This window comes from Microbacterium sp. ARD31 (assembly GCF_031844425.1).
Genome location: NZ_JAUZVE010000101.1, coordinates 1 through 11,107, shown reverse-complemented (window position 1 = coordinate 11,107; position 11,107 = coordinate 1). Strand labels below are relative to the sequence as shown.

Here is an 11,107-nt window from a genome sequence, read left to right as displayed (position 1 = left end):
GCGACCGCCAAGGTGCAGGCCCAGCCGGTCCACGGCGACGACGGCCCCGAGCGGGCCGTGCTCCGCGCTGGGCTGGCGCGTGCCGCGGAGCTGGTGCGCTCAGAGACGTTCCCGGCGACGGCCGGCTCGCACTGCCGCGACTGTGCGTTCGTGGCCATCTGCCCGGCCCGGGGCGCGGGGAGCGTGACCGTCCAGTGAGCGAGCAGTCGCGGCCGTTCGAGCCGGTCCGCCTCGAGACCCCCGAGGAGCTGCGCGCCCTGATGGGCGCGGCGCACGCCCCCAGCGACGAGCAGTGGGCCGCGATCACCTCGCCGCTGCGCCCGACCGTCGTCGTCGCCGGTGCGGGCAGCGGCAAGACCACGCTGATGGCCCAGCGGGTGGTGTGGCTGGTCGCGACCGGCCGTGTGCGACCCGAGGAGGTGCTCGGCCTGACCTTCACCACCAAGGCCGCCGCCGAGCTGCGGCAGCGGGTGACGGCCGCCCTGGGCAACGCCGGACTGCTCGACCGGTCCGTGGTCGCGGAGGGCGAGGACGTCCTCGAGCCGACCGTCGCCACCTACCACGCCTACGCCGCCACCCTCCTGACCGACCACGGCCTGCGGATCGGTCACGAGCCCGACACCCGGGTCGTCTCCGACGCCTCCCGCTACCAGCTCGGCGCCCGCGTCATCGACCGCTTCACCGGCCACATCGAGCTGTTGACCGATCACCCCGCCACGGCGATCCAGAACCTCCTCGCGCTCGACGGCGCGATGAGCGAGCACCTCGTCGACGAGGACGACGTGCGCCGGGTCGACGAGGAGGCGCGCCGCGGCTTCCTGCGGGCCATCGAGGAGGAGCAGGCCGGCAAGGCCCGCAAGACCTACCTCGACCCGCCCGCGAAGGCGATCCACGCGATCGACCGCCGCGCCGAGCTGCTCCAGCTCGTCTCCGGCTACCGCCGCCTCAAGGCCGAGCTGGGCCTGATGGACTTCGGCGACCAGATCGCCCTCGCGGCCCGGCTCGTCGAGGACCAGCCCGAGGTCGGCGCGCTCGAGCGGGCCCGGTTCAAGGTCGTGCTCCTGGACGAATACCAGGACACCTCCGTCGCCCAGGCCACCATGCTCGCGCGGCTCTTCTCCGGCCCCGACCCGGCGCACGGCCTCGGTCACCCCGTCATGGCGGTGGGCGACCCCAACCAGGCCATCTACGGCTGGCGGGGCGCCTCGGTCTCCAACATCCTCAACTTCGCCGACACGTTCCCCGCCGCCGACGGCGAGCCCGGGCGGCTGCCCCTGACGGTCAACCGCCGCTCGGACCGCCGGATCCTCGACGTCGCCAACCGGCTGGCCGAGCCGCTGCTCGAGGCCTACGGCGACAAGGTGGCGCGGCTGCGCCCCGCGGAGATCGCGGCCGACGGCCACGTCGAGGCCCACGTCTTCGAGCGGGCCGTCGACGAGCTGTCGTGGCTGGCCGACGAGGTCACCCGGGTCCACGACGCCGGCACGGCGTGGTCCGACATCGGCGTGCTGAGCCGCGACAACGCGCAGGCCGAGGAGGTCTACGACGCGCTGACCGCCGCAGGTGTCCCCGTGGAGATCGTCGGCCTGTCCGGCCTGGTCCGGTTGCCCGAGGTGGCCGAGGTGGTGGCCACGCTGACGCTGCTCCACGACGTGACGGCGAACTCCTCCATGCTGACCCTCCTCACCGGTCCGCGGTGGGCGATCGGTCCGCGCGACCTGCGGCTGCTGGCGCTGCGTGCCGCGGAGGTCGCCGGCGTCCGCACGCGTGCCGAGGCTGCGACGGTTGCCGACCAGCTGCTGCAGATCGCCGACGGCATCGACGCCTCGGAGCTGCCCGCGCTCAGCGATGCCCTGGAGTCGCCGGGGGAGGCGGCGTACTCCGCGGACGCGCTCGACCGGTTCGCGCTCCTCGCCACCGAGCTCCGGCGGCTGCGCACGCACGTCGGCGACCCGCTCCTCGACCTCGTGCGTCGCATCATCGACACGACCGGCGTCGACGTCGAGCTGGCCTCGGCCACCTCGCCGGCCGCGGCCGCGCGTCGCGACAACCTCGACCTGTTCGTGAAGGCAGTCGCGGAGTTCCAGAGCGTCGACGGCGACGTCACCCTGCCGGCGCTGCTCGCCTACCTGACGGCCGAGGACGACCAGGGCAACGGCCTCGACGTCGCCACCCCCACCGCCGCCGACTCCGTCAAGCTGCTCACGGTCCACCGCGCCAAGGGCCTCGAGTGGTCGTCCGTCTTCTGCGTCGGGGTGGGGGAGACCCGCTTCCCCAGCAACCGCTCCCGCACCCTCTGGACGTCCTCGCCGGCCGTCCTGCCGGCGCCCCTGCGCGGCGACCGGGTCGACCAGCCGCAGCTGGCGGGTCACGACAAGGCCGCGCTCGAGGCCTACCGCACCGCGACCCGCGCCCACGACGCCGAGGAGGAGCTGCGTCTCGGCTACGTCGCCTACACCCGCGCCGCCCACCACCTCGCCGTGACCTCCTACGTCTGGGGGCAGCGCTCCACCCCGTTCGGCCCCTCCGACTACCAACGCGTCGTGCGCGACCAGCTCGCCGAGTGGGGCCGGCCCGTCGAGCGCTGGCTGGAGAAGCCCGAGGGCAAGGCCCCCAACCCGAACGACGACCTCGACCCGTCGCGTCCGTGGCCCGTGCCCGGTCCCGGCGAGGAGGCCCGACGCCGGCTGGCGGCGGCCGAGCTGGTGCGCAGCGCCGATCCCACCGCGCCCGACGAGGGCCTCGACATGGTCGAGGCCGCCCGCGTCGCGGAGTGGGACGACGACCTCGCCCAGCTGCTCGCCGAGGCCCGTGCCGAGCGGGCGACCACGGTGGAGCTGCCGCTGCCCAGCAGCCTGTCCGCGACGTCGGTCGCCCGGCTGCGCGACGATCCCGAGGGCTTCGCCCGCGACCTCGCCCGGCCGATGCCGCGTCCACCCGCCCCGGCCGCCCGTTTCGGCACCGCGTTCCACGCCTGGGTCGAGGAGCGCTTCGGCCAGCAGGCGCTGATCGAGCCCGACGAGCTGCCGGGTCGTGCCGACGCCGGGATCGACGACGAGGCCGACCTCGGCGACGTGGTGAAGCGCTTCGAGGACGGCCCCTTCGCCGATCGTGTCCCGCACGCCGTGGAGGCGCCGTTCGCCCTGGTGCTCGCCGGCCAGGTGGTCCGAGGTCGCATCGACGCGGTCTACGCCGAGCCCGCCGAGTCGGGGGGCGGCTACCTCGTCGTCGACTGGAAGACCGGTCGCCACGAGACGTCCGACCCGCTCCAGCTCGCCCTCTACCGCCTCGCCTGGTCCGAGCTCACCGGCGTCCCGCTGGAGCAGGTCCGCGCCGTGTTCCACTACGTCCGGTCAGGACGCACCGTCGAGCCGTCCGACCTGCCCGACCGCGAGGCCCTCGAGGAGCTGCTCGAGCTCTGACGGCCCGGCGGGATCAGCGCAGCGCGGCGGTGAGCGCGATCTCGACCATCTCGCCGAAGGTCTGCTCCCGCTCCTGCGAGGTGGTCTCCTCGCCGGTGACGATGTGGTCGGAGACGGTGCAGATCGCCAGCGCGCGCCGGCCGTGCTTGGCGGCCAGCGTGTAGAGCGCGCTCGCCTCCATCTCGACGGCGAGGACGCCGTACTTCACCATCTCGCCGAGCAGCTCGGGGCGGGCGGGGTAGAAGGAGTCGCTGGAGAAGATCAGGCCGACGTGGAACGGCGAGCCGTCCTGGCGCGCCTCGGCCGCCTCCACCGCGCCGCGGAGCAGGCCGAAGTCGGCGACGGGGGCGTAGTCGATGCCGTGGAAGGCGATCCGGTTCATCGAGGAGTCGGTGCAGGCGCCCGAGGCGATGATGACGTCGCGGACGGCGACGTCCTCGGTCACCGCGCCGCACGATCCGACCCGGACGATCGACTGCACGTCGTAGTCCCGGAACAGCTCGTTGACGTAGATGGACATCGACGGCTGGCCCATGCCGGAGCCCTGGACCGAGACCGGGTGGCCGTGCCAGGTGCCGGTGTAGCCGTACATCCCGCGCACCTCGCTGTAGCAGCGGGCGTCGTCGAGGAAGGTCTCCGCGATCCAGCGGGCGCGCAGCGGGTCGCCGGGCAGCAGGACGGTGGGGGCGATCTCGCCCGGCTGGGCGCCGATGTGGGTGCTCACGGCGCCCAGCCTAGGTGTACCGGGACAGGACCCGGCGGACCCTCAGCCGGCGTTCGCGACGATCTCGTCCGGGGTGTGCGGGAGGTCGATCGTGCGGGTCGTGCGTCCGGTCCCGAGGTCGACGACGTGGACCGCGTCGCGTGCCGGCTCGGTGACGTACGCCGTCGCCCCCACGACGTGGAGCGTGGGACGGGGGAGCTGCCAGTCCAGCGGCTCGCGCCAGGGCGCGACGACCTCGATGGTGCGCAGCCGGCGCCCGGAGGCCGGGTCGATCTCGTGCAGTGCCCCGTCGGTGCCGAGGACGAGGGCCTCGCCGGACGGGCCGCGACCGAGCGACCGGAAGCTGTAGCTGGTGCCGAGGTCGACCAGCCGCACCCGGGCGTTGCGGGTGTCGACGAGCGAGACGCGGGTCGGCCGCTCCAGCTCGGCGTCGGCGTCGGTCTTGTAGTCGCCGAGCAGCACCGGCGAGACGTCCGAGCCAGCCTGGTTGCCGATCCGGCCGTAGGCGTCCGGGCTGCTCGCCTTGCGGACCTCGCGACCGCTCACCACGACGGCGCCGTCCTCGCAGCCGAGGACGGCAGCGCCGTCGGTGAAGGCCTCGCCGTGGACGCCGGGGCAGGCGTCGGTGGCCGCCAGCTCGAGGCCGGCGGGGCTGACCAGCCGCACCCCTGAGCGCGACTCCTCGGTGCCGACGGTGTGGAGCAGGTTGCGGTCGGGCAGGCGCACGGCGACGCCGTGGTGGGCCGCGCCCGTCTCGTAGGTCTCCACGTCGAGCTCGCCCTCCTCTAGGTCGTGGGCGTCGAACGACGTCGCCACGCCGGTCCCGTCGTCGAAGACCGTCGTGTGTCCGCCGTGCGTGACGACGTGGCCGGGCTCCTCGGCCTCGATCCGGACGCCGGTCAGGGCGGGCTCGGCGACGTAGTGGTGCGCGTGGTCGCCGTGGTCGTGGCCCCACGACCCGAGGTCGAGGGCCTCCCACCCGCCGGCCCCGGCGACCAGCACGTGGCGCCCGTCGCCGGCCTCCGCCACCCGCAGGTAGCCCGGTCGTGGCTCCTCGAGCAGCACCTCGCCGGTGGTGGCGTCGACGACCATCACGCCGCCGTCGTGGGTGACGGCGAGGCGGGGTGCGGGCTCGCGGGACTCGAGCGGCTGGGTGGACCGTGACGCGGCTGCGTCGGAGGGCCCGTCGGTCGTCGGCGCGCGGTCGCTGCCGCACGCGGTCGCGCCGAGCGCGAGGGCGAGGAGGGTGGTGGACAGGACATGGGCGCGTCGTCTCAACATGAGAACGATTCTCAACACAAATGAGAATCGTTGTCAAAAGTCGCCGCGCTAGCCTGACCGGGTGACCGCTGATCGCGCCCTGCCGCACGTCGCCCTCTCCCGGCACGCCCACAACCGGCTGGGCCTGCGACGGACCGACGAGGAGTGGCTCGCCGAGGCACGCCGGGACCCGGCGACCCGGGTGCTGGTCGTGGCCGGCAACCGGCTGCGGCCCGTCGACGGCGAGATCCGCTGGACGGCCCCCGAGGACGCGCCCGACGGCACGCTCGTTCTGCTCGGCGCCCGCGACGACGTCGTGCACCTCGCGGTGATCGTCGCGCCGGAGGACGCGCCCGGCGAGCCGGACGAGTGGGTGCCGCTGCGCGGGGTCCTCGGCCTCCTGGCCGAGCACGCAGCCGAGCAGGCTCCGTTGCTGATGCACGCGGTCGGACTGGCCGAGTGGCACCACGCGACCCGCTTCTGCCCGCGCTGCGGCGGCACGCTGGTGAGCCGCGCGGCCGGCCACGAGCTGCAGTGCGCGCAGTGCGACCGACGGCAGTTCCCTCGGACCGACCCGGCGGTGATCATGGCCATCACGCACGGTGACGGCGACGACGAGGCGATCCTGCTGGGCCGCAACTCCGCCTGGCCCGCCGGCCGGTGGTCGACCCTCGCAGGGTTCTGCGAGCCGGGGGAGACCCTGGAGGACGCCGTGCGGCGCGAGGTGGCCGAGGAGGTGGGCGTGCAGGTCGGGGAGGTGACCTACTTCGGCAGCCAGCCGTGGCCGCTGCCCGCGAGCCTCATGCTGGGCTTCACGGGCCGGGCGCTCAGCACCGACATCGACGTCGACGGGGCCGAGATCGAGGAGGCCCGCTGGTGGACACGGGCGGAGCTCGAGGAGGCCGGCCGGTCAGGCGAGCTGGTGGTGCCGCGGGGGGTCTCGATCTCGTCCTCGCTCATCGAGACGTGGTTCGGCCGCCCGCTGGACGGGCCCGGCTGGGGCTGAGGGCCGGCTGCCTCAGTCGCAGTTGTCGCAGATGCCCGTGGCCGGGAGCGCCAGGAAGCACCGGGGGCACAGGTCGACCGGCTTGTCGGTCGCGGCGACCCGCTTCGGGCGCGGGGTGGCGGTGCTGCGGGACGACGAGGGCGCACGCGGCGCACGCGCCCGGGTGCCGGGGACCCGCTCGGTGGGCGGGGAGTCGTCGCGGATGTCGAAGCCGAGGCGGGTCAGCGCCTTGCTCGCGCCGGCCGCGCCCCCGGGGATGTCCTGCGGGGCGAGCGTGCGCCCGGTCGCGAGGCCGTGGGCGATGCCCGCGATCGCGGCGGCGTCGTACTCCTTGCCGTGGTGGAGCAGGACGTGCGTCGAGACGCCACCGCGGACCAGCATGTAGTTGGCCCCGCCCGCTGCGTCCCACGTCTCCATCGCGGTCAGGACGTGGTCTCGGTCGATCGAGTTCAGCAGTGACACGACGTCAGGCTATCCCCGTGCGGTGATCGGCTCCGGGCCAGCCTCAGGAAAGGGCTGCGAGCTTGTCCTTGACCTGCGCGACCGACGGGTTCGTCAGCGTGCTGCCGTCGGAGAACAGCAGGGTCGGCACGGTCTGGTTGCCACCGTTGGCCTGCTCCACGGTGAACGCCGCGTCCGGCACCTGCTCGATGTCGACCAGGTCGAAGGCGATGCCCTCGCGGTCGAGCTGGCTCTTGAGGCGGTGGCAGTAACCGCACCAGGGCGTGGTGAACATCGTGAACTGGCTCTCGGACATGTCCCGCACAACGACCACCGCCCCGGGGGCATTCCCGCCGACCGGGCCGCGTCGGCGACGTCACACCGTCGGTCAGTCGCTCCTCCCCAGGTACGACGACCACGCCGGCGCGGTTGTCGGGACCGGCGTCTAGGGTGGCGCTCGCCGGGCGGGACCGTCCCGGCCCGCCCCCGAAGACACCGCAGGAGCCCAGCGTGCTGGAAGCGCTCGACCCCGAGCAGCGACAGGTCGCCGAGGCCCTGCGCGGCCCGGTGCGCGTCCTGGCCGGCGCCGGGACGGGCAAGACGCGTGCGATCACGCACCGCATCGCCCACGGTGTCGCCACGGGCCTCTACGCGCCGACCGAGGTGCTGGCCCTGTCGTTCACCACGCGGGCCGCGGGGGAGATGCGCGAGCGCCTGCGCTCGCTCGGGGCGCCGGGCGTGCAGGCCCGCACGTTCCACTCGGCGGCCCTGCGCCAGCTGCGCTTCTTCTGGCCCCGCGTCCACAACCGCGAGCTCCCCGAGCTGACCGAGTCCAAGCTGTCGATGCTCGCCCTGGCAGCCCGCCGCCAGCGCCTCGGCGTCGACCAGGCCACCCTGCGTGACCTCGCGAGCGAGATCGAGTGGGCCAAGGTCTCCAACGTCGCCCCCGACGCCTACCCCGCCGTCGCGGCCAGCCGCGGTCGTGCCGTCTCGGGCCTGGAGCCGGCCGTGGTGGCGCGCGCCTTCGACTCCTACGAGGAGGTCAAGCGCAGCCAGGGGCGGATGGACATGGAGGACGTCCTCCTCTTCGCCGCGGGGCTGCTCGCCGACAACGAGGCCGTCGCGGCCCAGGTGCGCCGCCAGTACAAGTGGTTCGTCGTCGACGAGTTCCAGGACGTCTCGCCGCTCCAGCACGCGCTTCTCGACCTCTGGCTCGGCGGTCGTGACGAGCTCTGCGTGGTCGGTGACCCGGCCCAGACGATCTACTCCTTCGCGGGCGCCGACGCCCACTACCTCCGCGACTTCACCCAGCGGTTCCCCGGCGCGACGAGCGTCGAGCTGGTCCGCAACTACCGCTCCACCCCCGAGGTCGTCGCCGGTGCCAACACGCTGCTCGCCGGCACCGCCAGCAAGGGGGTCGACCTCGTCGCCCAGCGCGCGAGCGGGCCGGCGATCTCCTTCCGCGAGGCCCCCGACGAGGTCGCCGAGGCCGATGCCGTGGCCGAGCGCGTGGCCGAGCTCCGGGCCTCCGGCACGCCCGCGAGCCGGATGGCCGTGCTGCTGCGCATCAACGCCCAGTCGGAGCGCTTCGAGGAGGCGCTCGCCGCACGCGGCATCCCCTACGTCATCCGCGGTGCCGCCCGCTTCTTCGACCGGGGCGAGGTGCGCCAGGCGATCACCCTCGTCCGCGGCGCCGCGCGCAGCGGCGACGCTTCCGGGCCGGTGCCCGACGCGGTGCTGGCGGTGCTGTCCCAGATGGGGCACTCGACGCAGCCCCCGGAGGGAAGGGGAGAGGTCCGCAACCGCTGGGAGTCGCTCCAGGCCTTGGTGGACCTCGCGGTCGACTTCGGTCGCGAGCGCCCCGACGCCGACCTCGGCGCCTTCGTCGACGACCTCGACCGTCGTGCCGGCGAGCAGCACGCTCCCGTCGCCGACGCGGTCACCGTCGCGACCATCCACTCCGCGAAGGGGCTGGAGTGGGACGCCGTCTTCGTGGCCGGCATGCACGAGAAGATGATGCCGATCGCGCAGGCCCAGACGCCCGCCGAGGTCGAGGAGGAGCGCCGCCTGCTCTACGTCGCGATGACCCGAGCGCGCGACGAGCTGGCCGTCTCGTGGGCGACCGCCCGCGAGCCCGGCGGTCGTTCCACGCGGGGGAGCTCGCCGTTCCTCGCGCCCCTGCTCGACGGCGTGCCGGGGGTGTCGGCACAGCGGCGCGAGCGCAGCCGGCGCAACCGCGCGGCGATGCACTGTCGCGAGTGCGGGCGGGCGCTGTCGACGGCGCGCGAGAAGAAGACGGGCCGCTGCGCGGACTGCCCCGCCTCCTACGACGAGGCGATGTTCGAGAGGCTGCGCGAGTGGCGCCTGGCCCGTGCCTCGGCCGACGGCGTGCCGGCGTTCGTGGTGTTCACCGACGCCACGCTCCAGCTCATCGCCGAGCACGTCCCGCGCGACGACCGCGGCCTGCGCGCGATCAGCGGCGTTGGCCCCAGCAAGCTCACCAAGTACGGCGACGAGGTGCTCGCCGTGGTCGCCGGAACCGCCGTCCCGGAGGCCCTCGGCGACGGTTCTGAAAAGAATTTCGGGTAATACCCATAAAATGGTTTGCCCCTGACGTCGGTCTGGGTCTAGCGTTCACTCCACAACAACCCCGCGCATGGGATCGCTGACAACGATCCGCGCCCGATGCCCCGAAGGAGGTGGCCCCCATGGAGAAGTACACCAACACGATGACGGCGTGGACGCCGTCCTTCGGCATGTCCCTCCTCGGCCGCCCCTGCGCGCACACGCGCGCCTTCGGCGCTGCCGTGGTGGCTGTCCAGGGCGACGCCGCCATCGTTCGCATCAAGGGCGATTTCCCGGGTTCTCCCGCCTGGAGTCCGTCGAGCTAGGTCTACACCTCGCACCGGCAGCCTCCAGGCCGCGGAACCCACACCGGGATCCGCGGCCTTTCTGTTTGTCCCACCGAGTTTCCAACCCGCGATCAGGTCAACGAGTAGGAGGTGAACACATGACCATCAGCGTTCTCGACCGCAACCGAGCTGCCGACAAGACCGAGCTGGAGCCGCAGGCCCCTCTCGGAGCCCTGCACGACGCAGCGTCCGGAGTGGATGAGGAGTTGCTGCCCTGCCGCGTCAACGACGCAGAGCTGTGGTTTGCCGAGTCCCCCGCGGACGTGGAGCACGCCAAGGCCCTCTGCATCGACTGTCCCGTGCAGGCGCTGTGCCTCGACGGAGCCCTCGAGCGGCGTGAGCCGTGGGGCGTCTGGGGAGGCGAGCTCTTCCTCCAGGGCGTGGTGATCCCGCGCAAGCGGCCGCGAGGCCGGCCCCGCAAGTCCGAGCAGACCGTCCAGGTCGCGTAGTCGGACAGCACAGGCGGGGTCGCCGAGCAGGCGTCACCGCGAACTCATCCCTCCGAGGAAACACAGGAAATACACCTCACATGAAGACCTACCGAAACGGAAGCAACGACATGAATCTCATGCATGAAGAACTCGCTCGCGCGCAAATGTCCGCGCGCCTGGGAGAGGCGCACGAACTGCGGCGCGGCCACCACCTGGCCCTGGCCCGTCGTATGAGCCGCAAGGCCGAGCAGGCCGCGCAGCAGGCGCGTCTCGCCCTCGCTCGCGCGATCTGACCGAAGGAGTTTCCTCGGAAACGCTCTCGCCCTGATCGCGGGTGAGCACCACGAGCCGGTACGACGTCACCGTGACGTCGTACCGGCTCGTTCGCGTCTGCAAGGGCTAGGCTCGTGGGATGGCCGAGCTCGTCACCTGCGCCTTCTGCGGCACCCAGGCTCCCGAGGCCGAGACCCTGACCTGGACGACCGCCGTGGAGAACGGCCGGCGCCGCGCGTTCTGCGACACCTGCTCGCGCGAGAACCTCCGCGCGATGGAGGGCAAGCTCGACAGCGAGTGGTGGTGACGGGGGCGCCCGTCCCGCGGCTCACGCTGTGTCGAACCAGGCGCAGCCGCAGTAGGGGTGGCGCTCCCAGCGCCGCTGCTGCGGCACGGGGTCGTGGTCGTGGCGCCACGACGTGAGCCACGTGCTCGGCGTCTCGCCCCGGGCCCAGGCGCCGAGGTCGCGCGCCACCGCCCCGGCCGCGATCGCCAGCAGCGCGCGGCCGGGCCGGGGCGCCGGCGAACGGCTGCCGTCGTCGAGGACCGCGGCGGCCACGCAGCGGGCACAGGGCCCGATGCCCGGCGCGACCCACGGCCCGACCTCGAGCGCGTGGGGGCGCACCCCGACGAGGACG

General features: G+C 73.4%; 12 protein-coding genes and 1 pseudogene. 8 read left to right on the top strand and 5 right to left on the bottom strand.

Annotated elements, in window-relative coordinates:
- Together Q9S36_RS50755 and Q9S36_RS50750 are read left to right on the top strand one after the other, a co-directional pair.
- The coding region (locus Q9S36_RS50755) for a hypothetical protein (protein WP_311292317.1) at window positions 1-198 on the top strand (198 nt) is incomplete at its 5' end.
- Entirely contained in the window at window positions 195-3,422 is a 3,228-nt protein-coding gene (locus Q9S36_RS50750; RefSeq protein ID WP_311292316.1) for a UvrD-helicase domain-containing protein, read from the top strand. The genes Q9S36_RS50755 and Q9S36_RS50750, both read left to right, overlap by 4 nt.
- A gap of 13 nt (window positions 3,423-3,435) precedes the next feature.
- On the opposite strand, the gene deoD is transcribed toward Q9S36_RS50750, so the two are convergent.
- Window positions 3,436-4,146 (bottom strand): purine-nucleoside phosphorylase, encoded by a 711-nt coding sequence (deoD, locus tag Q9S36_RS50745; RefSeq protein ID WP_311292315.1) that lies wholly within the window; start codon window positions 4,144-4,146, stop codon window positions 3,436-3,438.
- A 42-nt stretch (window positions 4,147-4,188) separates the two neighbouring features.
- On the bottom strand, window positions 4,189-5,427 hold the full coding sequence (gene aztD / locus Q9S36_RS50740; protein ID WP_311292314.1) for a zinc metallochaperone AztD: 1,239 nt from the start codon (window positions 5,425-5,427) through the stop codon (window positions 4,189-4,191).
- 61 nt (window positions 5,428-5,488) lie between these two features.
- On the opposite strand from aztD, the gene nudC reads away from it, so the two are divergent.
- Window positions 5,489-6,412, top strand: coding sequence for an NAD(+) diphosphatase (gene nudC / locus Q9S36_RS50735; RefSeq protein WP_311292313.1), 924 nt, complete (start codon window positions 5,489-5,491; stop codon window positions 6,410-6,412).
- Window positions 6,413-6,424: 12 nt separating this feature from the next.
- Here nudC and Q9S36_RS50730 read toward each other — a convergent pair whose 3' ends face one another.
- Together Q9S36_RS50730 and Q9S36_RS50725 are read right to left on the bottom strand one after the other, a co-directional pair.
- The gene (locus Q9S36_RS50730; protein ID WP_311292312.1) at window positions 6,425-6,874 is read right to left on the bottom strand and encodes a hypothetical protein; all 450 of its coding nucleotides are present in this window, start codon (window positions 6,872-6,874) and stop codon (window positions 6,425-6,427) included.
- Between the two features lie 43 nt (window positions 6,875-6,917).
- Window positions 6,918-7,169: a mycoredoxin gene (locus Q9S36_RS50725; RefSeq protein WP_311292311.1), complete on the bottom strand. Its 252-nt coding sequence runs from the start codon at window positions 7,167-7,169 to the stop codon at window positions 6,918-6,920.
- 194 nt (window positions 7,170-7,363) lie between these two features.
- Between Q9S36_RS50725 and Q9S36_RS50720 the strand changes: the two genes are divergently transcribed.
- The 5 genes from Q9S36_RS50720 (at window position 7,364) to Q9S36_RS50700 (ending at window position 10,776) form a co-directional block, all read left to right on the top strand.
- Window positions 7,364-9,442 (top strand): ATP-dependent DNA helicase UvrD2, encoded by a 2,079-nt coding sequence (locus Q9S36_RS50720; protein ID WP_311292310.1) that lies wholly within the window; start codon window positions 7,364-7,366, stop codon window positions 9,440-9,442.
- Between the two features lie 119 nt (window positions 9,443-9,561).
- The gene (locus Q9S36_RS50715) at window positions 9,562-9,744 is read left to right on the top strand and encodes a hypothetical protein (protein ID WP_311292308.1); all 183 of its coding nucleotides are present in this window, start codon (window positions 9,562-9,564) and stop codon (window positions 9,742-9,744) included.
- A gap of 119 nt (window positions 9,745-9,863) precedes the next feature.
- Window positions 9,864-10,214, top strand: a complete 351-nt coding sequence (locus Q9S36_RS50710) for a WhiB family transcriptional regulator (protein WP_311292307.1) — start codon at window positions 9,864-9,866, stop codon at window positions 10,212-10,214.
- A gap of 80 nt (window positions 10,215-10,294) precedes the next feature.
- Window positions 10,295-10,489: a hypothetical protein gene (locus tag Q9S36_RS50705; protein ID WP_121140510.1), complete on the top strand. Its 195-nt coding sequence runs from the start codon at window positions 10,295-10,297 to the stop codon at window positions 10,487-10,489.
- Between the two features lie 119 nt (window positions 10,490-10,608).
- The gene (locus Q9S36_RS50700; protein WP_311292306.1) at window positions 10,609-10,776 is read left to right on the top strand and encodes a hypothetical protein; all 168 of its coding nucleotides are present in this window, start codon (window positions 10,609-10,611) and stop codon (window positions 10,774-10,776) included.
- Between the two features lie 21 nt (window positions 10,777-10,797).
- Here the strand turns inward: Q9S36_RS50700 and Q9S36_RS50695 are convergent.
- Window positions 10,798-11,107 (bottom strand): annotated as a pseudogene (locus Q9S36_RS50695) (hypothetical protein); the annotation flags it as partial.

What these genes read in the sequence shown, in the direction of transcription:
- aztD (WP_311292314.1), bottom strand. Translation starts at nt 5,427, where the DNA reads ATGTTGAGACGACGCGCCCATGTCCTGTCCACCACCCTCCTCGCCCTC.
- Q9S36_RS50725 (WP_311292311.1), bottom strand. Translation starts at nt 7,169, where the DNA reads ATGTCCGAGAGCCAGTTCACGATGTTCACCACGCCCTGGTGCGGTTAC.
- Q9S36_RS50715 (WP_311292308.1), top strand. Translation starts at nt 9,562, where the DNA reads ATGGAGAAGTACACCAACACGATGACGGCGTGGACGCCGTCCTTCGGC.
- Q9S36_RS50710 (WP_311292307.1), top strand. Translation starts at nt 9,864, where the DNA reads ATGACCATCAGCGTTCTCGACCGCAACCGAGCTGCCGACAAGACCGAG.
- Q9S36_RS50705 (WP_121140510.1), top strand. Translation starts at nt 10,295, where the DNA reads ATGAAGACCTACCGAAACGGAAGCAACGACATGAATCTCATGCATGAA.
- Q9S36_RS50700 (WP_311292306.1), top strand. Translation starts at nt 10,609, where the DNA reads ATGGCCGAGCTCGTCACCTGCGCCTTCTGCGGCACCCAGGCTCCCGAG.